Origin of the sequence: Schlesneria sp., from assembly GCF_036405755.1 — a bacterium.
Classification (GTDB): domain Bacteria; phylum Planctomycetota; class Planctomycetia; order Planctomycetales; family Planctomycetaceae; genus Schlesneria; species Schlesneria sphaerica.
Genome location: NZ_DASWWZ010000003.1, coordinates 1 through 21,595, shown reverse-complemented (window position 1 = coordinate 21,595; position 21,595 = coordinate 1). Strand labels below are relative to the sequence as shown.

Here is a 21,595-nt window from a genome sequence, read left to right as displayed (position 1 = left end):
CGAGTTGCGTTGACCTCTTCCGGGCGGCTGATCGGTGCCGTGTGCGGTGCGGTGTGCAGTAGATCACCATCCTCTGCGACGATCTTGTGGATCGCTTCCGAGAACGCATCCAGCGTCGCCTTCGATTCCGTTTCCGTCGGCTCAAACATCATCGCATGGGGCACGACGAGCGGGAAATAGACTGTCGGAGGATGGAATCCGTGATCCAGCAATCGCTTGGCAATGTCCATCGCCGAAATGCCACGCTCTTTGGCCAGCTTGTCTGCGGAAGCCACAAATTCATGCAGACAGTGCTCGCCATGCGCCGACGGCAGGATATCTGAAAGCAGTTCTTTCAGATAATTTGCATTCAGGATCGCCAGCTCGGCAGCGGAACGAACCCCGGCAGCCCCCAGCGTCCTGAGATAGCAATATCCACGAACCAGAATTCCGACGTTCCCGAAGAAAGAACGAACCCGCCCGATCGTCTTCGCTGGCGTGGCCAGTTCATAACGCTGCTCGTCGGAAGAGCTTTCCCGTGCCCGCACAACCGGCCCCGGCAGATAATCAGCAAGGAAGTCACGCACACAAATGGGTCCCGAGCCCGGTCCACCCGCTCCGTGCGGTCCGGTGAAGGTCTTGTGGACATTGTAGTGCATCATGTCGCCGCCAAAATCACCGGGACGGGTAATCCCCATGATGGCGTTCATGTTGGCTCCGTCGATGTAGACCAGTCCCCCCGCGTCGTGCACGATCTTCGCCGCTGCCGCGATCTCTTTTTCAAAGAGTCCCAGCGTGTTCGGGTTGGTCACCATGAAGACAGCCGTTTTGTCGTCCACGTGGCGTTTCAGTTCTTCCAGGTCGACAAAGCCACCCCGGTCGTCCGCTGCTCCGTTTGCCGAAACGGTCCCCTTCAGCTCGATACATTCAAAGCCTGCCATTGCCGCACTGGCGGGATTGGTACCGTGAGCACTCGCGGGAAAGATCACCTTGGTGCGGTGTTCGTTCCGGTCACGGAAATAAGCTGCCGCCACGAACAGAGCTGTCAACTCGCCATGGGCCCCCGCCGCAGGTTGCAGCGAGACGGCAGGCAGACCGGAAATCTCTGCCAGGATTTCCTGCATTTCGAACAAAAGCTGCAACATCCCCTGAATCTGACCGGCGGGTTGATGCGGATGAAGATCCACAATCCCGGGCAGATTCGAAAGTCGCTCATTCCGCTTGGGGTTGTACTTCATGGTACAGCTTCCCAGCGGGTAGAAGTGAGTGTCGACGGACATGTTGAGCGTCGACAGATTGACGAAGTGTCGCACGAGGTCCGGTTCAGCCAGTTCCGGCAGTGCAGGGGGGGCTGCCGCGTGGAACTCCGCAGGAATCAGATCTTCCAATGGCCAGTCAGGGACATCAGAAGGGGGAAATTCTGCACCCCGACGACCAGCATGGGAAAGTTCAGAGAGCAACTGTGTTGCTTGACGATTGCGCATTATTGAAAGCTTTCTTTCTCCTGCTTTCCGCAGGAAATCCGTTTGTGAATCCGTGATCAATTTGTACGTCGACCGACCACGAAATCGCAATTCACTCCGCTGGTGAAGCCGACTTCACTTCGGATTGTTCTACCCATCCAGATCAATTGATTTCACATGGTTCAACGGCGATTTCTGTGCGAGTCTCCGCACGGTTCGTCGGCGGTATCGCACGAATACCCATTCCGTCCCAATAAAATCAGAATCCACCCGAACCTCAACCTGTGATTTGTCGTCCTGTTCCCGCAAAACGTTGTTCACCAATACGCAGACGGTCTAGCGAGGATCGTCTCCCCAGCGTTTCGTGAGAGCATGTTTCACCCCCAGCTGGTCGCAGATTCGTGCGACGATGAAGTCAACCAGGTCAGAAATCGATTTGGGATCATGATAGAAACCCGGCATCGCTGGCAGGATCGTTGCTCCCGCTTCGGCCAGAACTTTCATATTCCCCAGGGCGATCGCGCTGAGGGGCGTTTCGCGGGGGACGAGGACGAGTTTGCGCCGTTCTTTCAGGTGAACGTCGGCGGCACGATGAATCAGGTTTTGTGACTGCCCCGTAGCGACGCTGGACAAAGTCCCCATGGAACAGGGGCAGATCACCATTCCTGACGTCAGGAAAGAACCACTGGCGATTCCTGCCGAGTAGTCCCGGTAATGATGATAGATAATTTTTCCCGGGGGAATCTCATCTTCAGGGGAAACGGAACTTGAGGCGATCCCCGCAACGGGACCGGTTTTCAGGGGCTGCAAGAACACGTCGCAACTCGATGGCCCCTGAGGAGCCAATAAATCCGACGGATTAAAATTGTTGAGATCGAACGTCAGCCCGAGCTCTCGTTTGAAGACCTCAACTGCAGCCGGACTGATGGTGAGGTGGACGGTCTGTCCCGCTGCGACCAGAACATCAAGCAGACGCAGCGAGTAGACGGAACCGCTGGCTCCGGTGATCGCCACAACCAAATTTCTCATGAAAGTTCACCTTTGCCCGCAGAAGTACAAACGACCAGCCTGAAATACTCGAAAACCGACTGCGAGCGATAGCGTCGCGGTCACCCATCCCCCGTGAAATCGACGAATGCGAACTGCTGTTGACGCTCATCAATCGTTACGGATTGTTCATCCAATTCAACGGGCGACAAGGCGTCACTTGGAATCTCGTTCAATTGTGAGACCGAAAACTTGACCTTCTGCATACAGTTTTGTGATTTCGTTTCCCCCCTGTGGATAGGCCGAACTCCGCGTTTTGTTGAGGTTTGACGAATCCGATGAATGCGATTTGGGAATTCATCCAGCAGCAACTGGCCACGAACCAGTTATTCGGTGGCGGTCTGATCCTGATGGTCACCGGGGGGTTACTGGCTTACTTCCGGGAAGTTCCCGAACGCATCTGGCAGTGGCTGCGACGGTGCTGGCTACTGGAAATTGACATCCTCGACCGCGATCCTGCTTTCGAATGGATCGACAAGTGGCTGGCGCAGCACACCTATTCGCAGCATCGGGCTCGCAGCCTCACGGTGAAAACCGTCTCGGTGGACTACACCGAGCGACAGGCTGACCCCACGATGGATGCTCGTCCCCGGATCCTGTTTTCGCCCGCACCGGGTGAGCATATCTTCTTTTATCGGGGGCGACTGGTCATTCTGAACCGTGAACGGCCCAAGCCAGACGGGAACAATTCTCAGTCGCTGAGCGTTCGAGAATCCTTCTCGATTCACATCTTCAGCCGCGATCGAAATATCGCACGTCAACTTCTCGAGGACGCCCGCGATGTCGCGGTACCGGCAGGTGACAATCGACTGGCCATTCATCGCGCTTCGTACTCTTCCTGGGACGAACAGATGAAGCGACTCCCGCGTCCACCGGAATCGGTCGTGCTGCGCGCGGGCCTGATGGAAAGCCTGATCGACGATGTGCGCGATTTTCTGGGTCGCCGAAACTGGTATATCGAACGAGGCATCCCTTATCGCCGCGGATACCTGCTATATGGACCTCCGGGGACGGGTAAAAGTTCCGCCGTGCTGGCGATCGCGTCCGCATTGAAGATGGATATCGCAATCCTCAGCCTGGCAAACTCGTCACTCGACGATGACGACTTATGCCAATTGCTCTCAAACTGCCCCGTGAACTCGATTGTTCTGATTGAGGACATCGACTGCGTCTTTGTGGAGCGAAAGGCCACTGAGGACAAAGCCAACAAGCTGACCTTCAGCGGTTTGCTGAACGCCATCGACGGCGTCGCCGCCGGAGAAGGGCGGATCCTGTTCGCCACGACGAATCACATTGAACGGCTGGACCCCGCCTTGATCCGGCCCGGGCGCATCGACCGCAAGGAACTCATCGGCTACGCCAATCAGGAACAGCTCCGTCGACTGTTCGTCCGCTTTTTTGGAGACGATGATCCCTCCATGGCAGACTACTTTGCGGAAAGCCTCGTCGAAGGGACGCTCCCCATGTCCGCCGTGCAGACGTACCTGATCCAGCATGCCGACAGCGCTGACGACGCACTGCTGGACCTGGACGAACTGATCGCCGAAGGAGCCCGGCAAATCGATGAAGATACGTCCAGCGTCAAAGGATCGGAGATCCTCGCGGCAACGAATCCAGGCTGATGTCGAGAGGAGAAGTGGCGAAAAGACGAACGGTACTCGTCCCGTTCCGAGATATCCAAGGTGACAACGTCGTCGCAGATCCTCAGTTGAAACAGGTTCTCAGTTGAAGCAGATCGTGAGGTAAGAGAGCGAATCGACCTGATCTCGCCTCGGGCAGTTCGAAATCGGTCAACGGCGACCCACGGCGACCTAGTGTCTGGCGCTGCGGATCTGGGACACGTTTCGTTTCAGGGGAGCGCACAGTGACTGCGGGCGCTCCATCACCTCGAGTCATGATGCGGGGACCGCGCCGCGTCCAGCCCCACCCGAGCGACCCGACGTGCATCGCGGTCTGAGCCAGATCTCTTCCGTAAGTTCCCTTCACGAACGAGTCGACATCGCGGGTTTTGCAGTCGCTGATGACGCCGTAGGATTCCCCGATTGCAGTCGGCGTGATACGTTCGACCGGAAGACTTCTGAAACTCCTCATCCGTGACCTGTTCGCGACACGCTAAGTGCGAAAACTCTCTGAAGTTCTCTCGTGCTGAATTTTTTCCTTAACCCCTGGATGCTCGTTGGACTGGCAGGCGTGTTGCTGCCGGTGATCGCTCATCTATTGAGTCGAAAAAAATACGATGTCGTCGACTGGGGAGCGATGCAGTTTCTGGAGCTGGATCCCAGCGCAAAGCGCAAGATCCGGCTCGAAGAACTGCTACTGCTCATGCTTCGAATGAGCCTGATCGCGTTTGTCGCACTGGCGTTCGCTCGGCCGTGGGTCGGAAGCGGCTGGCTGATGGGATTGGCGGCAGTGGAATCTCGCGACATCATCCTGATTGTGGATCAATCCTACAGTCTGGGTTGGGAAAGTGACGGCGATGGCCAGTCGATCCATTCCCGTGCCATCCAGATGGGGCGGGAGATCCTTCAGGGTCTGACGCCCGGAGATGTCGTTCAAATCATCGAGGCGCGGGAACAACCGCTAGCCCTGCTTCCCCATTCGACACGGGATCATTATCTCGCAAAAGAAGCACTGAACGAGTTACTTCCTGCGTCAGGAACGGCCGATCTCGTGGCGGCCATACAAAAAGGAATCCAGTTGCTGGCCGCCAGTTCCAACCTGCGGCGAGAGATTATCGTTCTGACCGACCTCCAGGCGCGAGGCTGGAACAGCGCAGACACCGGCTTGTGGGCCAGGCTGGACGATAGCCTTCATCAATCCTCGATCGCTCCACGCATCTGGATCGTGGATGCCGCCGCGGGTGAGGAGATCACCGCGGCAAATTTCACGATTGAACGCCTGCAATTGCTGCGGGAGGTGGCCTTCGTCAACAGCCCCATCAATGTCACGACGAAGGTGAGGTATACGGGTGGAGAAGGGCCGGTCACCCGTCAGGTACACCTCGAAATCGATGGGGTGCGAGTCGACGAGAAAACCATTCAGGTCAAACTGCAGCCGGGGGGCGAAATGACCGTCGACTTCGAGCATCGGTTCGAAACGGTCGGCTCCCACGTCCTCAGTCTGGTACTGGATCATGACCCCCTGCCGGGCGACAACCGGGCCGAGGCGGTCGTCAATGTCAGGGAGGCGATTCCCGTGCTGCTCGTCGACGGTGATCGTCAACCCGACCCCACGCGATGTGAGACATATTTCGCTCAGGCCGCTTTTCTGGCGGGCGGAGCCGAGCACCCATGGATCATTCCAACCGTGATCGGGGCAGAGGAATTGACAATTGACCGCGTGAAGCCGTTTGGGATTGTGATTCTGGCCAACGTTCCCACCCTGGATGAATCACTGGTGGAAGGACTGAAGAAGTTTGTGGCCAGCGGACACACCGTGCTGGTCACGCTTGGAGACCGAATCCATCGCGAAGACTATCGCACGACCTTGTACGACGTCGGACTGGGGTTGCTGCCATGCCGGATCGAATCCATCGCGAACGAATCAGAGCAGCAGAAGCGCGGCGTGCGCATTCAAAACAGCCGCCTCGATCTTCCCTGGCTCAAACCGTTTCGCGCCGAGCGGGGGGGAACCCTGGCAGACGCCCGCTGGTCACGCTGGTGGCAGGTCACCCTCCCCGCGGCCCCCTTAATCCAACAGGGATCCCCCGATGCCCCCGTGCCATCCGATCAGCCCCCGCCCGACGAAGGAGAAGCACCCGATTCTGCAGAGACTCCGAACGTGGGGACCTCGATTACCGAGTTATCATTGACGACAGGCGATCCGTTGCTTGTGACACGCCGCAACGGGCGGGGAACCGTCGCCCTTCTGACCTCGTCGCTGGATGCCGACTGGAACACCCTGCCGGCGAAGCAGGATTACGTCCCTTTTCTGCACGAGCTACTGTTCTCATTGCTTTCACAGTCCGAGGGACGAAATGTGAATGTCGGCACTCCACTCATCCTGAACATCCCCGCAGGCCTGAATGTGGACGAGTATGAATTCCGTAATCCTGCTGACAAGGTGGTCCCCTTCGACAAGCTGACGGACCCCTTCCAGACTGCAGCGCGATTGCGTAATCCGATTGTTCCGGGAGTTTATCGGTTCACTCCCAAAGTCCCGAAACCACAGGAGCAATCGCTTTCTGAAGAGTTCGTGGTCAACGTCGACCGACAGGAATCCACTCTGACTCGACTGACAGATGGCGAGCGGGACACCCTCAGTGGCGACGATCGGATGAAATTCGTGGCGAGCGTTCCCGAACTGAGAAAACAGCTTCTGTCCGATGCGGCCCGCGCTGAAATCTGGTGGCTCATCCTTTATGTCTTCGTGGCAAGCCTGGGCATCGAAACCTGGCTCACGCGAAGAATGATACGGCCCCTGTAGCGGCGCTACTCGCGTTCCTGCGAGGTCTCCTTTGAGACGGATAGGTCCCGTGCTGCCACTCCGCTCTCCCTCAGCCACCTCTTCCATTGATTCCATTGACGTTCTGCTCTGCGATGAATGGCTTGTGCTGACATTGCTGCGCAAGAGAAGACGCACGGCAGAAATCAAATCTCAACAGGTTGTTCAGCCCATGCGCAGCCCCGCCCATCAGGTGCCGCGTTCCTGCGCTGCGATATCCATTTCCCTAACTGCTTTATTTTCAAAATCTTAAACACATCGCAAATCAGGAATCTGGAAGGCAAATCACAAATCAGCCCCGGTCGCTTGAAATTTTGAGATAAAAACCTGACATTATCTTTTGTTGCGACTGAGATTCAGTTTCAACTCTTCCCACCCACCACGCATCCTCTGCGGCGAAACGAAGCCCACCAGGAGAGAAGACCTTGCCATCAACGCCTGCCTCGAAGCACCGCGGATTTACGTTGATTGAACTGCTCGTCGTGATTGCCATTATCGCCGTGCTGATCGCCCTCCTTCTCCCCGCCGTTCAGCAGGCTCGTGAAGCGGCACGCCGGACGCAGTGCAAGAACAACCTGAAGCAGCTCGGACTGGCGATGCACAACTACCTGAGCACGCACAACGCGTTTCCACCCAACGGAGTCAGCAACTCGACCGGCTCGCAGACCTGGTCCGCTCAAGCCTTCCTGCTCCCGTACGTCGACGGCGGCAACCTCTACAACATCATCGACTTCAACGTCGGGTACGGCCAGGGAGTGAATGCTGCGAACAACATCAAAGCCATGCGAATCCCTGTGCTGCTTTGCCCATCAGACCCCAAGGATCGGCAGCGAGTCTCCTCGGCGGGGGCTCCTGAACACTATCCGCTCAGCTACGCCGTTGGACGGGGTGTCTACGAGACACATCGGCTGAACATGAGCTTCGATGGGGGAGCGGCGTTCGCCTACAATCGTTCAACACGCGAAAGCGATTTCACCGACGGGATGAGCAACACGGTGGGAATGTCAGAAGTCAAATGCTTCACTCCACGATTCCACGACAACTGCAGCCTGCCACCCACCGTTACCTTTGACGAGGACGACCTGGGGAGCATGCTGGGAACCAGCGGCTGGAGTACCGAAAACGGCCACACGGAATGGGTCTCGGGTAACACCATTCACACCGGTTTCACCACAACTTTTACACCCAACACCAAGGTGCTGCATGTTGTTGGCGGTGCCACCTATGACATTGATGCAACGAGCAAACGTGAAGCGGTCACGACACCTCCCTCCGGCTGCGACGGCTCAACCTTCGCTGTCGTCACCTCCCGCAGCTACCACGTTGGAACGGTCAACTCACTGTTGATGGACGGATCAACCCGCTCCATCAGCAGCAACATCGATCTCGGTGTCTGGCGAAACCTGGGCCAGCGAGCCGACGGCAACGTCGTTGGGGAATTCTGATCCCCGCCGAAAGAAACGAAGAACCAGAATCAGAAAAGTAAGTCCAGCCCCATGACACTCTTGTCATCGGACTGGACTACTTTCATTTCGCCACTTTTTCTCTACCCAATAGTGGACCTCAAGCAACTCGGCGTCGCACGAATCCGTTTAAGCTGTCGGTGCGGGGAACACAGCAGCAAACCTGCCGAGAACCACCGACGCGCGGAACCCACACTTCTTCTAATGCCGGTCGCTCGCGCCACGGGCAGCCTCCGCCGACAGGGCAGGGCCGATTACTTCGCATGTGCGGCGTCAGCCAGCGTCTTCGAAAACTCACCAATCTGCGCCAGCACCGCGTCGGTTTTCGCTGGGTTTTCCGCCAGTGATTCCAACATTCTCACGATGGCAGAACCGACGATGACACCATCGGCCTGTCCCCGCAAATGGTGAATCTGATCGGGAGCACTGATTCCGAAACCTACCGCCAAAGGGAGCGTGGTCTGGGTCTTCAGAGACTTCAGCATTTCCGCCAGATGAGGCGCCAGCTCCGTCCGGGCACCGGTCGTACCGGACACGGCGATACAGTACACGAAACCGGTAGCGTGCTTGAGGATCTTTGCAGCCCGTTCAACGGGTGTTGTGGGAGCCACCAGTTGAATCAGATCAAGCTGATGCGACGCCATCAGAGCCGCGAAGCCTGACGTTTCGTCGCCGGGCAGATCAGGCACAATCAATCCGGCAAACCCGGCTGCCTGAGCCTCTTCCACAAACTTTTCGACACCGTGCCGAAAAATGATGGCGTAAGAGACCATCCCCACCAGCGGCGCTGCGATCTCACGACTGACACCGGCGATCAACTCGAAAATTTCGCGCAGCTTGACTTTCCTGGCCAGCGCCCGAGTGTAAGAGGCCTGGATCACAGGACCATCAGCAATGGGGTCACTGTAGGGGAAGCCGACTTCAATCAGATCCGCCCCTGACGCAGCCAGCTGCTTCAGCAATCGACCGGTTGTTGCCAGATCCGGATCGCCGACGGCGATAAATGGCATAAAAGCCATCTTTTGTGACGCTTTCAGTGCAGAGAACGTGGCTGTAATGCGAGAGGCTTGCGGCACGATGATCTTTCAGCTGTTGAACGGATTGAACTGAGGTTATAACAACTTGAGGCGAGTCACGGCAGAAGTCGATAGACGAGAATCTTCATAAACTGGAAATCGGTTATCCACAACTCGACCAAATCAGTCGAACTTTCGTCCGTTGCATCTTTTCGCTCAGACGATAAACTGTACCCGATTTCATAGAGTGTGGAAAACTGAAGGATCGACCGCGTGACATGAACTCATGTCGTTGCCGTGACAGCGAATGTCAGCGTGCGGCCGATCGAAGGATGAAACTTAGGCAAGGTTGAGCTATGTCGATTACGAAAGAACGCAAGTCGGAAGTCATGCAGCAGTACCAGCGGTCTGATGCTGATACAGGGTCTCCAGAAGTTCAAGTTGCGGTTCTCTCACACCGCATCACTCAGCTTACCGAGCATTTCAAGCTGCACAACAAGGATCACGCTAGCCGTCGCGGTCTGCTGATGCTGGTCAGCAAGCGACGTCGCCTGCTGAAGTATCTCGAAGCAACCGATGCCAACCGCTATGCCGATGTGATCAAGAAGATCGGTCTGCGTAAGTAGGCAGACAGGCTGTGGGCATTTCCACGGCCTCATCGACGCTGATCCAGATTTTCGGACTTGGTCCGATCAACTTTCTATCTCGATTGTGAAGTCGCTCCACGCGCGGTTCGCTGCTGCGCGTGTGAGTTCGACCCGTCGAAGTGTTGGGGGAGTTGGAATTTGAATAAATCTTTGCAGGAACATTGCCGTGAAAGTTGTAGTAGAACGCGAATTTGCAGGTAGAACGATCAGTCTGACGACTGGCGAGATGGCCAAACAGGCAGCCGGAGCCGTTTTGGTCCAGTTTGGCGATACGGTTGTGTTTGTTGCGGCTCAGAATGGTCCTTCGCGACCTGGTACCGACTTCTTCCCGCTGACCTGCGACTATCGTGAACGATCGGCCGCGGCAGGGAAGTTCCCAGGTGGCTTCATCAAGCGAGAAGGTCGGCCAACCCAGAAAGAAATCCTGACCAGCCGACTCACCGATCGTCCCATTCGCCCCCTGTTCCCCGATGGGTACTTCGAAGAAGTGCAGGTGATGTCGAATGTGCTGTCGGTCGACTCTGAAAATGATCCCGACGTACTGTCGATTATCGGAGCGAGTGCAGCCCTGGGCCTCGCTCCGGTTCCATTTAATGGCCCGATTGCCGCCGTGCGAGTCGGCCTGATCGGCGAAGAACTGATCCTGATGCCGACTCGTACCCAGATGGTCGACAGCCGCCTTGACCTGATCGTCGCAGGCAGCAAGGACTCGGTCCTGATGATCGAAGGGTTCGCACAACAGTTGCCGGAAGCCGAAATGGCCGACGCAATCATGTTCGCTCACCGGGCCATCGTCGAACTCTGTGCGCTGCAGGACGAACTGAAGCAGAAGGTTGGTCGCGCTGACACCCCGACCCCGGAAGTTCCCGTCAACCCGTTTGACGCCGCTCTGCGCGATGCTGCTTACAATCGCCTGCGTGAAGCCAAAGTGGCCAGCGTCAAAGCAGACCGTCGCGGCGCGACGAAAGAACTCAAGGACGAACTTTTCAAGTCGTACTTCCCTGACGATGCCGCTACAACCGCCAACGGCTGGACCCGCGATCAGTTCAGCGCCGCCTTCGAAAACCTGCAGCACCGCGTCGTTCGCGATCTGATCCTTGAAGACAAGCGTCTCGACGGTCGCAGTTCTCAGGACTTGCGTGCCGTTTCCTGTCAGGTAGGCCTCCTGCCGATCGTTCACGGTTCAGCACTCTTTACCCGTGGTGAAACGCAGTCGCTGGCAACGATCACCTTGGGAACGATTCGCGACGCACAACGGGTCGAAGGATTGTTCGACGAAGTCCAGAAGCGGTTCATGCTGGACTACAACTTCCCGTCCTATTCGGTTGGTGAATGCCGTCCGATCCGTGGACCCGGTCGACGCGAAATCGGCCATGGTGCCCTGGCCGAGCGATCGGTGCAGTCGGTCATCCCATCGGAAGAGAAGTTCCCTTATACGATCCGCATCATCTCCGACATCATGGAATCGAACGGCAGCAGTTCGATGGCGTCGGTCTGTAGCGCCACGCTGTCGCTGATGGACGCCGGTGTCCCTATCACCCAGCCCGTCGCAGGGATCTCGATCGGTCTGGTCAAAGAGAAGGACAAGTACGTTCTGCTGACCGACATCATGGGTGACGAAGATCACCACGGTGATATGGACTTCAAGGTCGCCGGCACGCAGAAGGGGGTCACAGGGATCCAACTGGACCTCAAGATCGACGGCATCAATGAAGAAATCATCCGCGCGACGCTGGAACAGGCTCGCAAGGCCCGTATCGAGTTGCTCAAGACGATGTTGACTTCGATTCGTCGCCCTCGAGCCGAGATCTCGACGAACGCTCCTCGACTGCTCCGCACCAAGATCGATCCCGCCAAGATCGGCCTGCTGATTGGTCCCGGCGGCAAGACGATCCGCGCGATTCAGGAAGAAACCGGAGCCACAATCGATATCGCCGACGATGGGACGGTGATGATCGCCTGCTCGAAGAGCGACGGAGCAGAAGATGCTCTGGCACGCGTCGAAGCGATGACCGAAGAAATCAAGGTTGGTCGCATCTACAACGGAACCGTCAGTTCGGTCAAAGACTTCGGTGCGTTCATCGAAATCGCCCCCGGCAAAGACGGACTGTGTCACATCAGCGAACTGTCGACAGGCTATGTGAAGTCGGTCGATGAAATCTGCAAGGCAGGGGACAAGTTGCAGGTGAAGGTAATCGCCATCGATGACCAGAACCGCGTCAAGTTGTCTCGCAAAGCGGTGCTGATTGAGCAGGGTGAAGGCCAGGAAGAGGCTCCACCAAAGCCCGAATCGGAACCCGAAGACGCCGAAGACTAATCGTCGTTGAATTGATTCGAGACTCACCAGGCTTCTCACGAGGCCTGGTGAGTTGTTATTTTGGCGGAAGAATCGTCGCTCAGGTTCCTCATCAGGGAAGACTGCGGTGGCGACCGCATTCTAAAAAGCGAAAAAGCCCTTCCAGCCTCAGATACGCCGCGTTTGTGATGAGACGTGTGATGGATTCAACACAATCACCATGTGATCATCAGGACCTGGCTCGCGACCATGTGCGGTTGCAGACGCAGTACGCGGAAATCGCCTTGCTGGCAGGCGGGCTGGCTCACGAGATTCGAAACCCTCTTTCGACGATCGCACTCAATCTCGACCTGCTGTCAGAAGATCTCGCCGCCGGAGATTCACCGCGTGAGCGCAGGATCCTGCAGAAAGTCATCGCGGTCCGCAAGCAGTGCGTGAACCTCGAACGCCTTCTGAATGACTTTCTTCAGTTCGCCCGCGTCGGGGCTCTCGAACAACATCCGGCCGATCTGAATGCGATGGTCGAGGAATTCATCGAGTTCTATCAGCCACAGGCCAAAGACCTGGGGATCGAAATCAGTCCGCATCTGGCCGCGAACCTGCCGCAAGTCAACATTGACGCTCGCCTGTTTCGTCAGGTGTTGAACAATCTTTCCCGTAATGCACAGCAGGCCATGCCTCGCGGCGGCGTGCTGGAACTGCAGACGTACGAGCGGGACGGTCGGGTCATTCTGGAAATCATCGATAACGGCGAAGGGATGTCTCCCGAGACCCAGGCGAAAATGTTCGACACTTTCTACTCCACCAAGCGGGAAGGGAGTGGACTGGGATTACCGACCGTTCGGAAGATTGTCGAAGTCCACGGCGGAACCATTCATTGCGACAGCGAACCTCATCGTGGCACCCGATTCAGCATCAGCCTGCCAATCGCCGACAAAACGGAATGATTCCTCGGTAGTCCGGTCGCCTGCGACTGAACCGCGCTACCACCGACACTTCGATTCCGCCAAGTCTTCCGCCAAGTCTTCCGCCAAGTCTTCCGCCAAGCTTCTCTGCTGCAGGATCGTTCGATCATCCCTCCAAGCTCATCGGGAAGCCCCCAGCACTTGAGGGATCCGGCGTACAGTCCTGTGAAACACCGCGGGTCAAGGTGGCATTCTCGTGGTGAGGCAGTTTTCGTCATGGCAGGTGCCATCGACAAACGGTCTTCAAACCACATGAACACGAGGAAACCTGCAAAGTCTGACAATCAGGCGGCCGATAATGAGTCGTCTCATACACATCAATGAAGTCCTGTTCAAAAAGGAAAGAAATCTCGAGAAAGGTGTTGCATATTCCGAAGTCGTGACAGTATCCTCACTAACCTCATTCAGGAGTTCTCAGTGCGCCCCATCGACACGAGTCGCGAGCAGCTCAACGGTCGTCGGTCACGACGACTGGGATGCTTCGTTTTCTCGGTCATGGTGATGATCGGAATGTCGCTGGCGTCGCCAGCTTCGGTCGAGGCGACTTGTGGTGATTATTTATCTCATCACCACATGCATGATGCTGGAACTCTCGACCTGCACGATATTTTCGCTACGGGGATGCCCGAGCAGCAGGACTTCTGGGCCCATTTTCGCCCTGGCCAGTCGAACTCAAACAAGCCTTTCCCGCTTCGACGTTGCAACGGCCCTTCCTGTCAGCAGGCCCCTCTGGAATCACCGCTGTCAGTCCCCGTCGTAGCACCCGAACCACAAGATCGATGGGGCTGGATGTTCTCCATCCCTCTCCCGTCATCTGATCAGTCCAAGTTCCGAGCGGCGTTCTCAGAACCAGTCCGCTCCTTGACACTCTCGTTTCGCCTTGAGCGTCCTCCCAGGCGCTGAATCTTCCTTCTGCGGACGAGGTCTCTTCGTGTCATGAGAGAACGGACATTCCGGATCGTGAATCTCTACGATCATTGAAAGATCCTTCTCGGCAGACACTCCGAACAGCAGACTGCTTCGATTCCCGAAGCGGTTCCTGGCACAGGGTTTCACGCTGTGCCACGTCTCTGTGCTGTCTGGAAGAGCACCTGTACCCGATCATCTCGATGTCTGTACGTGCGAATTGAACTCTGTGAACTCCGCTATTGCGGTTTCGCTAGCTTCGCGCGTCCTTGCCCATCAATGCAACCGTCGATTTTTGACGGCCCGCGCTGATGTCGAATTGATTTGCAATCGACTTAGTATCGTACTCGCCAATAAGTCTTTTGTTTTTTGTCGTCTGTTGAATTTCTTGTATATTTTGTTTTCGGTCTTGGAGGATTTGTTTCATGTCTCTTCGTTCTGAGCTGCGACGTCGGGCCTTTACTTTGATCGAGCTACTGGTCGTCATCGCAATTATTGCTGTTTTGATCGCGCTCTTACTTCCTGCCGTCCAACAGGCACGGGAAGCGGCCCGGCGCACACAATGCAAAAACAACCTCAAGCAACTCGGTCTTGCCATGCACAATTACAGTGACACCTATGGGGGCTTTCCGATGGGAAAGAACACGACCGTTTCGGGTGTTTCGGCAACAAACCTGCCTGCTCAGGCTCGTATTCTTCCTTACATTGATCAGGCCAATCTGTACGCCCTGATCAACTTCAATGTCTCAGGCAACAATCCACTGAACGTTGTCGCCTACAACACGAACGTGTCGGCCTATCGTTGTCCATCGGATCCCGATTCGCTGCCCGGAGTCGTTGGAGGTCGAAACAACTACTATACCAACACCGGAACCAGCGTCTTGAATGGTATTCCGTCTCAAGCAGTGGGGGGCAACGGTTATGGATGGCCCTCACACAACGGCGTCATCTTCCAGGATAGTTTCATTCGGTTTGGTGACATCATCGACGGCACGAGTAACACGGCCCTGATGTCGGAACGCATGCTCGGAGACGGCAGCAACGGAGTCAGCACGCCTCGTACAGACACCTTCCAGCCCGGAACCTATCCCGAAAACGCGGATGAAGCATGGCAGTTGTGTCATAACTTCGACGTGAACGACCTGTCCAAGCAAGGAAAGTCGAACGGTGGGGTCCCCTGGTTGCAACCAGACCACACGACGACCTATTACTATCACATCATGGTTCCCAACGACCTTTCATGTATGTTCCCACCCGGCCGCATCGCCACCACGGCGAACAGTCGGCACGTGGGGGGCGTTCATCTTCTGCTTTGCGACGGGTCGGTCCGGTTTTCTTCGTCGAACGTCGATCTGCAGGTGTGGCGAGGCGTTGGTACCCGGAATGGAAGCGAAATCGCTTCTGATTTCTAATAGTCCTGAACGAACATCACTGCGCAGGAATCAGCTGCCAGACACGGAACAAACACGTGCCTGATGCCGGTACCTTGCGAAGGGGCGTCATGTCGCTCGCACAGCAAACAGCTTAGAAATCGAGCCCCTTGGGATTCGTTTTCTACGTTGCCTGACTCGAGCAGATATGAAGGCTGATCCCCGAGACGCTGGTGCTGTTCGTTTTGAATATTGGTTTGGCCTGACCCGGGAACTTCCGTCCCCAGGGGTGGTGTTTTTGAAGACGCCGGGGCAGTCCAATTCTGGAGATTCGTAACCCAGGGGACGAGGGCGATTCCAGGACCGAAGTGAGAGTCAAAGTCTCACCCGGCCTGAAACTCCCTGTAGCGCCATGTGGTCTCGAGTCATGACATCCTGCATTTTCAAATTTGGTGTTGCTTCTCAATGAAACTGTTTTCGTACGCTCCGTGGTTCATGACTTGTCTGTTACTGGTCGCCTTGAATGGCTGTTCCAGATCCGCGGGAAGTATTCCGGTGAATGAATCTGCCGCCACGCAGGCCTGTGAGGAATTCCTCGAGGCATGGAAAGAGGGCATGACTCCGGAGGATCTGGTTCCCAGGATCCACGGATCCGATTACGACTGGGCCTCGGGTTATAAGCTGATTGAATACGAACTTCTGCCAGAGGAAAAGAACAATGGCACCAGTCTGGAAATTTCAGCCAATCTGACGCTCGAAGACGGCAAAGGAAGCAAAAAGAAATCCATCGCAACCTATACCGTAGGGACTTCGCCCGCCGTGACAGTCATTCGAATCGAACCGCAGTAGCCCCTTCGAAAATCAGGGGTTCGACTGCTGATGAGCCCGACGAATGGCTGATGACGGGCTGGAGGACGGACCAGAAAGGCTTAACGAAATGAACCACGGTCATCTGCCCCATGAAACAGAGGAATATTACGAGGCGGAAACTGCCGTTTTACCGAGGTGCGGCAATGAGCTGGGAGGGATGCTTACTGCAACGGCATCCGAGACACATACAGCGGGGCAATCCACCACCACTCACTATTTTCAAAATGTCATTCCTGAGCTGGAGATCTATCACGCGGGGGAATTGACCGTACTGGGATTCGGTGGCCGCGAAATTGTGGACCAGTTGAACTTCGCTCAATGCTCCGAAGAATTCATGAATCTGGTCCGGGACTATCAATGCCAGACGCTGGCGCTGGACATGACGGGAGTACGACTGATCCCCAGCGGGTTGCTCGGAGTCCTCGTCACGGTTCACCTCCAGCAGATCGATATTCATCTGTTTAATCCCTCCCGGGATATTCGCGAGGTGCTCGAGATCACCAAACTCGATCGAGTCTGGCACCTGCATGAGATCGACGTTTAAACGACCGGAATGTTCCACCTGATTTTTCGGAATCAGACCACATGATGCGGAGCAGGAGCCTCATTGCGATTCGATGCATCCAGCGCGGTGGCTTTGCCATCGCGTATCTGGCTGTTTTTGTCATCGTCAATAACCACTCCGCGTTCGCCACCTGCGGCAGCTATCTGCTGTCGCAGGGCAGCCATCTCGCAAGCGATTCCCTGGACCTCGATCCGTTTGCAGAAGCCCCCGTCCGCGCCGCCCCCCCTGCGGACCAGCCGCGCTGTTCGGGACCGAACTGTCACCGACAGGATCCCCCACCACTCGCCCCCGGTCCACGACTGCTCATGCTGCGGGCAAATGGAGATGCCCTGATTGTTCAAAACGTCAGGTGGACCGAACTCCCGCAGCACGTCTTGCGCTGCCCCTCTGAGAACGACGTCCTGTCCTTGAATGAGTTGGCCGACCGTATCTACCGGCCCCCCAGAGCGCATGAACTGCATCCAAATCGCTGACTCCTTTTATTCGGCCAGATTCTCTTCTGGAGTCTTGCTCATGCACGTCATGCCAAACTCTTCTCATTTCAGAACGAAGTTCACGCGCATCCGCAGTGACTTCGAAAGGACACATCTATGCCACGTACAACTCCTAAATCACGGCGCATTGCCTTCACATTGATTGAACTGCTGGTGGTGATCGCCATTATTGCGGTCTTGATCGCACTCTTGTTGCCTGCGGTGCAACAAGCACGTGAGGCTGCCCGTCGGACGCAGTGTAAGAACAATCTCAAACAACTGGGCCTCGCCCTGCATAACTATCACGGCAGCCATAACTGTTTTCCCTTCGGTCAGGAAAACAGCGGGACCGCCCCCCGGGACAATTGCTGGTCGGCAATCAGCCAGCTCTTGCCCTACTTCGACCAGGCAAACGTCTACAACATGATTAACTTTTCCACAGGGGTCAGCGACCCTGTGAATGCGATTCCACGGGCGATCGAACTACCGGGATTGCGCTGTCCGAGCGACCCACAGCAGAATCTGAGCGGGCAGGGGGGAGGAACAAGCTACTTCGCCAACAAAGGGAACGGAGTCATCTGGACTGCGCCGACAGGACCGAATGCCGCTTTTCCCGCTCAGAACGGCGTCATGTATTTCCAAAGTTCCGTTCGCATGGCCGACATCACGGATGGCACCAGCAACACAGCCTCATTCAGTGAACGTATCATGGCAGATGGGAATAATGGCATGGTCAGCCCTGTCGCGGACGTCTTCTTCAGCCCCGCCTCGCCCGCTAGTGCTGATGAGGCGGTTGAGATCTGTAACGCTCTCGACATCACCAATCTCGCCAATCAGTTTCCCCTGTTTATGGGGGCTCCGTGGATGAACGGGCAGCATACCTACCTCCACACGAATGTCCCGAACTCCCGCTCGTGCGGCTTCTTTCTCATCAACCGGGCGAGCATGCCTCCCAGCAGCCGCCACGTCGGAGGTGTCCATCTTCAACTGGCTGACGGATCGGTCCGGTTTGTGACCCAGAACATCGACCTTGCACTCTGGAGAGCGATTGGGTCGAGAAACGGGGGTGAACTGGTGGGCGATTTCTAACGATTCGCCGCGATGAACTTCGCCTCTGCGACAGCTTCGCCAAAGAACACTGCGGAATTATTCACACACAAAGTGCCTCCGCAGTGCAGAAAGCATCGACTTCACGGCACAGTCTGAACCTCAGGCAACGACCGCAGTTTCCCGTGCGAGCCGGTCGAGAGTCTGCACGTTCAGTCACGCTGCGTTGGATTCGATAGACCCGTTTGTCTTGTATTTAGCTCTGATGAGATCACTTCGACAGAATCTGAGTTTCACTTCAACCGAGAAGCTTTTATGCGCCATATGCGTTCTTTTTTCTATCAACGCCTGACGGCATCCCGTGGAATATGTCTGTCCGTGTCACTGTTCGGCCTTTTGGTTCTGTCCGGCTGCAGCGGTAAAAACGCACCCGTCAATGTGGATGTTGCACAGCAGACACTGACTTCGACACTGGAATTCTGGAAAGACGGAGAAACTCCAGAATCGGTTGCCGAACAGAAGCCGTCCATCATCGTCCAGGACATCGACTGGACCAGTGGAGCGAAGTTGATTGATTACGAAATTATTGACGACGGCAATCCCGTCGATGCCAATCTGATCGCAAAGGTCAAACTGAAGCTGCAGGCAACGGACGGCAAGGAAACAGAAAAAACGGTGACGTACGTTGTCGGGACCAGTCCGGTACTGACCGTTTTCCGCGACTTGATGAACTAACCAATAACTCACGATCCCGCGTCAGTCGTAAACGGTGATGCGTTCGACAGGGAACCTTTAACGCATCATGATCCACACGGCGACACCGAGCTTGATCGAACAATGACAGGATAGGATTATGAAGCATCTGCTAGCAGCGATCTCCAGGAGTTTCGTGATGGCATCCGCACTGACATCAGCGACGATCATTGCTGACGACAGCATCCCCTCGACCCCCACTCCTTCGTCAACCACGTTAACCGATTACAAAGTCGGTCCTGAACTTCAAAAGATTCCCGTCGAAGAGATTGAAAAGGCATACGAGGGGCGCACAGTCCCCGAAGCCATCCGGATGTATCTGGCCATCGTGAAAGGTTCCCGCATGGGAGCGGGAGAAGGATGGTTCGGTCCCGCACTGTCACGACACAACTGGGAATGGCTGGTAAAGCACTGCGGTGCGGAATCCGATACCGGGATCACTCAAGAACAGTTTTCCGGACCACCTTCCTGGTTCGCTCGACTCGACCGCAATCGCGATGGAAAGATCACCGCCGAAGATTTGAACTGGTCTGACCGTAACCCCTGGGTTCAGCAGGCCTATCTTATCAATCGCCTATTCAGGCGAATCGATCCGAATGGCGATGGAAAACTGTCACGTGAAGAGTGGCTGGCCTATTATGATCAGGTCTCACAGGGCAAAGACGAGATCACATCAGAAGAGCTGCGTGAGACGTGGCTCGCAGGGCTGACATCGGGATTCCTGCCGGGGGACGCCCCCACCCCTGAAATCCTTTTGAAAGGTCTTTTCACCGGAGAAGTCGGGTCACTGCAGGAAGGCCCTGGCCTGGATGAACAGGCTCCTGAATTTGCGTTGAAGACACATGATCAAAGTCAGACGGTCCGGCTCTCCGAGGTCATCGGCAAGAAACCGGTCGTACTCGTGTTCGGAAACTTTACCTGCGGACCGTTCCGCTCGATGTATTCCGGTGTCGAGGACATCTATCACCGTTTCAAAGACGATGCGGTCTTTCTTGGAGTCTACGTCCGCGAGGCTCATCCGACCGATGGCTGGAAGATGGAATCGAACGCCACCGTGGGTGTGAGTGTCGCTCAGCCGAAGTCCTATTCCGAGCGGACGGCGGTCGCGACACAGTGCCATGCCCTGCTGAAACCTTCAATCCCGCTGGTCGTGGATGAAATCGAGGATCCTGCAGGGAACGCTTACAGCGGGATGCCTGCGCGGCTGTATGTGATCGATACAAAGGGCAAGGTCGCCTACAAGAGCGGGCGCGGCCCGTTCGGATTTAAGACGGGTGAGATGGAACAGGCCCTGATCATGACACTGCTGGACCAGACATCCACAGAGACAACTGCTCAAGGCGGTACTCGCCCCACCCCATAAATGCATTCGTTCGCGAATCACGACCGAATACCACAGGCGCTCGTCCGAGTCTTACCGGGCTGATGGAGTAAGACGATTCACCAAGTGAGTTTCAACTAAAGGATCGAAGTCATGAGCAGTGACGATGTGCTGGCGAACCAGAAGTCAATTCTGGCAAATCAGGAAGAGATTCTGGAGAACCAGGAGAAGATTCTGGCCCGGGTGGCGGCAGTCGAGGAGAACCAGGCTCGACTGGTGAAAATTCTATCCAACCAGGCAGCAATCATTGCGAATCAGGAGAATATCCTGAGCAATCAGACCAAGCTCGAAAAGGTTATCACAAATCAGGCGACAATCGTGGCAAACCAGGACCATATCCTGTGTAACCAGTCTAAACTCGAGAAAATCGTCGCCAATCAGGGGTCCATTCTGGGGAACCAGGAACACATCGTCGACAGCATTTCGAAGGTTCTGACAAACCAGGATTGTATCCTTGGAAATCAAAAGAAGATCATGAAAAAGTGACCCCTCTCGGGTCCGTTAAGAGGTCAGCCCGTGGCCTTCTGGTTCAGGCCTGAATGAACTCGAACGGACGATGACTTTTGCGAGCTGATCAGAAGATTCCCCCCCCCGATGGTGCCAGCGCTCGGCACCATGCTGGCTGGCGGGATGACCCCGAACGTCAGCCGTCTGAGCCGACTCGCGCCCACGCATCGCCACGCAACTCGCGGGGATGATCTATTCATCAGGACCACGAGGTGATGAAACGGCACTCAGCGCAGTCGAGTTTGCTGACCAAGTCTATGCACTTTGCGAGAAACAATATGGCTCATATCCGTCTTCCTGAAGGGGTCCCCGGCATTGTCGGGCTCCTCAACCAGTTTCCCGATTCTGCTCAGCATCTGAGCGGACTGGCGCAGTCGGTCCTGCGTGGCCCCTCCTCGTTAAGT

At 56.0% G+C, this 21,595-nt stretch carries 17 protein-coding genes and 1 pseudogene; 14 read left to right on the top strand and 4 right to left on the bottom strand.

Annotation, left to right across the window (positions count from 1 at the left end; genetic code table 11):
• Both gcvPB and VGE80_RS00145 read right to left on the bottom strand, forming a co-directional pair.
• The coding region (gcvPB, locus tag VGE80_RS00150; RefSeq protein WP_440591242.1) for an aminomethyl-transferring glycine dehydrogenase subunit GcvPB at positions 1 to 1,463 on the bottom strand (1,463 nt) is incomplete at its 3' end.
• A 315-nt stretch (positions 1,464 to 1,778) separates the two neighbouring features.
• Positions 1,779 to 2,471 (bottom strand): UbiX family flavin prenyltransferase, encoded by a 693-nt coding sequence (locus VGE80_RS00145; RefSeq protein ID WP_373652888.1) that lies wholly within the window; start codon positions 2,469 to 2,471, stop codon positions 1,779 to 1,781.
• A gap of 296 nt (positions 2,472 to 2,767) precedes the next feature.
• Between VGE80_RS00145 and VGE80_RS00140 the strand changes: the two genes are divergently transcribed.
• From VGE80_RS00140 to VGE80_RS00130, 3 genes are all read left to right on the top strand, one after another.
• The gene (locus VGE80_RS00140) at positions 2,768 to 4,111 is read left to right on the top strand and encodes an AAA family ATPase (RefSeq protein ID WP_373652889.1); all 1,344 of its coding nucleotides are present in this window, start codon (positions 2,768 to 2,770) and stop codon (positions 4,109 to 4,111) included.
• 520 nt (positions 4,112 to 4,631) lie between these two features.
• The gene (locus VGE80_RS00135) at positions 4,632 to 6,914 is read left to right on the top strand and encodes a BatA domain-containing protein (RefSeq protein ID WP_440591241.1); all 2,283 of its coding nucleotides are present in this window, start codon (positions 4,632 to 4,634) and stop codon (positions 6,912 to 6,914) included.
• A gap of 443 nt (positions 6,915 to 7,357) precedes the next feature.
• Entirely contained in the window at positions 7,358 to 8,377 is a 1,020-nt protein-coding gene (locus VGE80_RS00130) for a DUF1559 family PulG-like putative transporter (RefSeq protein WP_373652891.1), read from the top strand.
• A gap of 272 nt (positions 8,378 to 8,649) precedes the next feature.
• Here VGE80_RS00130 and trpA read toward each other — a convergent pair whose 3' ends face one another.
• Positions 8,650 to 9,471: a tryptophan synthase subunit alpha gene (gene trpA / locus VGE80_RS00125; protein ID WP_373652892.1), complete on the bottom strand. Its 822-nt coding sequence runs from the start codon at positions 9,469 to 9,471 to the stop codon at positions 8,650 to 8,652.
• A gap of 296 nt (positions 9,472 to 9,767) precedes the next feature.
• Between trpA and rpsO the strand changes: the two genes are divergently transcribed.
• The 6 genes from rpsO (at position 9,768) to VGE80_RS00095 (ending at position 17,009) form a co-directional block, all read left to right on the top strand.
• Positions 9,768 to 10,037: a 30S ribosomal protein S15 gene (rpsO, locus tag VGE80_RS00120; RefSeq protein ID WP_373652893.1), complete on the top strand. Its 270-nt coding sequence runs from the start codon at positions 9,768 to 9,770 to the stop codon at positions 10,035 to 10,037.
• Positions 10,038 to 10,224: 187 nt separating this feature from the next.
• Entirely contained in the window at positions 10,225 to 12,375 is a 2,151-nt protein-coding gene (gene pnp, locus VGE80_RS00115; protein ID WP_373652894.1) for a polyribonucleotide nucleotidyltransferase, read from the top strand.
• Positions 12,376 to 12,554: 179 nt separating this feature from the next.
• On the top strand, positions 12,555 to 13,301 hold the full coding sequence (locus VGE80_RS00110) for a sensor histidine kinase (RefSeq protein ID WP_373652895.1): 747 nt from the start codon (positions 12,555 to 12,557) through the stop codon (positions 13,299 to 13,301).
• Between the two features lie 1,349 nt (positions 13,302 to 14,650).
• Positions 14,651 to 15,637, top strand: a complete 987-nt coding sequence (locus VGE80_RS00105; RefSeq protein WP_373652896.1) for a DUF1559 family PulG-like putative transporter — start codon at positions 14,651 to 14,653, stop codon at positions 15,635 to 15,637.
• 423 nt (positions 15,638 to 16,060) lie between these two features.
• A complete protein-coding gene (locus VGE80_RS00100; protein WP_440591240.1) occupies positions 16,061 to 16,444 on the top strand; it encodes a hypothetical protein in 384 nt (127 codons plus the stop codon).
• A gap of 178 nt (positions 16,445 to 16,622) precedes the next feature.
• Positions 16,623 to 17,009 (top strand): STAS domain-containing protein, encoded by a 387-nt coding sequence (locus VGE80_RS00095; protein ID WP_440591239.1) that lies wholly within the window; start codon positions 16,623 to 16,625, stop codon positions 17,007 to 17,009.
• A gap of 32 nt (positions 17,010 to 17,041) precedes the next feature.
• On the opposite strand, the gene VGE80_RS00090 is transcribed toward VGE80_RS00095, so the two are convergent.
• Entirely contained in the window at positions 17,042 to 17,491 is a 450-nt protein-coding gene (locus VGE80_RS00090; RefSeq protein ID WP_440591238.1) for a hypothetical protein, read from the bottom strand.
• Between the two features lie 129 nt (positions 17,492 to 17,620).
• On the opposite strand from VGE80_RS00090, the gene VGE80_RS00085 reads away from it, so the two are divergent.
• The 5 genes and pseudogenes from VGE80_RS00085 to VGE80_RS00065 all read left to right on the top strand — a co-directional run.
• Positions 17,621 to 18,592 carry a DUF1559 family PulG-like putative transporter gene (locus VGE80_RS00085; RefSeq protein ID WP_440591237.1) on the top strand — a complete coding sequence of 324 codons (972 nt, stop codon included), beginning with the start codon at positions 17,621 to 17,623 and terminating at the stop codon, positions 18,590 to 18,592.
• Positions 18,593 to 18,928: 336 nt separating this feature from the next.
• Positions 18,929 to 19,285 carry a hypothetical protein gene (locus VGE80_RS00080; RefSeq protein WP_373652901.1) on the top strand — a complete coding sequence of 119 codons (357 nt, stop codon included), beginning with the start codon at positions 18,929 to 18,931 and terminating at the stop codon, positions 19,283 to 19,285.
• A 118-nt stretch (positions 19,286 to 19,403) separates the two neighbouring features.
• A complete protein-coding gene (locus VGE80_RS00075) occupies positions 19,404 to 20,666 on the top strand; it encodes a deiodinase family protein (protein ID WP_440591236.1) in 1,263 nt (420 codons plus the stop codon).
• A 111-nt stretch (positions 20,667 to 20,777) separates the two neighbouring features.
• On the top strand, positions 20,778 to 21,170 hold the full coding sequence (locus VGE80_RS00070) for a hypothetical protein (RefSeq protein ID WP_373652903.1): 393 nt from the start codon (positions 20,778 to 20,780) through the stop codon (positions 21,168 to 21,170).
• 236 nt (positions 21,171 to 21,406) lie between these two features.
• Positions 21,407 to 21,595, top strand: a pseudogene (locus VGE80_RS00065) (hypothetical protein); the annotation flags it as partial.

Excerpts from the sequence above, each read along its gene's own strand:
- VGE80_RS00145 (WP_373652888.1), bottom strand. The coding sequence starts at position 2,471 with ATGAGAAATTTGGTTGTGGCGATCACCGGAGCCAGCGGTTCCGTCTAC.
- VGE80_RS00140 (WP_373652889.1), top strand. The coding sequence starts at position 2,768 with ATGAATGCGATTTGGGAATTCATCCAGCAGCAACTGGCCACGAACCAG.
- rpsO (WP_373652893.1), top strand. The coding sequence starts at position 9,768 with ATGTCGATTACGAAAGAACGCAAGTCGGAAGTCATGCAGCAGTACCAG.
- VGE80_RS00110 (WP_373652895.1), top strand. The coding sequence starts at position 12,555 with ATGGATTCAACACAATCACCATGTGATCATCAGGACCTGGCTCGCGAC.
- VGE80_RS00105 (WP_373652896.1), top strand. The coding sequence starts at position 14,651 with ATGTCTCTTCGTTCTGAGCTGCGACGTCGGGCCTTTACTTTGATCGAG.
- VGE80_RS00100 (WP_440591240.1), top strand. The coding sequence starts at position 16,061 with ATGAAACTGTTTTCGTACGCTCCGTGGTTCATGACTTGTCTGTTACTG.
- VGE80_RS00095 (WP_440591239.1), top strand. The coding sequence starts at position 16,623 with ATGCTTACTGCAACGGCATCCGAGACACATACAGCGGGGCAATCCACC.
- VGE80_RS00090 (WP_440591238.1), bottom strand. The coding sequence starts at position 17,491 with ATGCAGTTCATGCGCTCTGGGGGGCCGGTAGATACGGTCGGCCAACTC.
- VGE80_RS00085 (WP_440591237.1), top strand. The coding sequence starts at position 17,621 with ATGCCACGTACAACTCCTAAATCACGGCGCATTGCCTTCACATTGATT.
- VGE80_RS00075 (WP_440591236.1), top strand. The coding sequence starts at position 19,404 with ATGAAGCATCTGCTAGCAGCGATCTCCAGGAGTTTCGTGATGGCATCC.
- VGE80_RS00070 (WP_373652903.1), top strand. The coding sequence starts at position 20,778 with ATGAGCAGTGACGATGTGCTGGCGAACCAGAAGTCAATTCTGGCAAAT.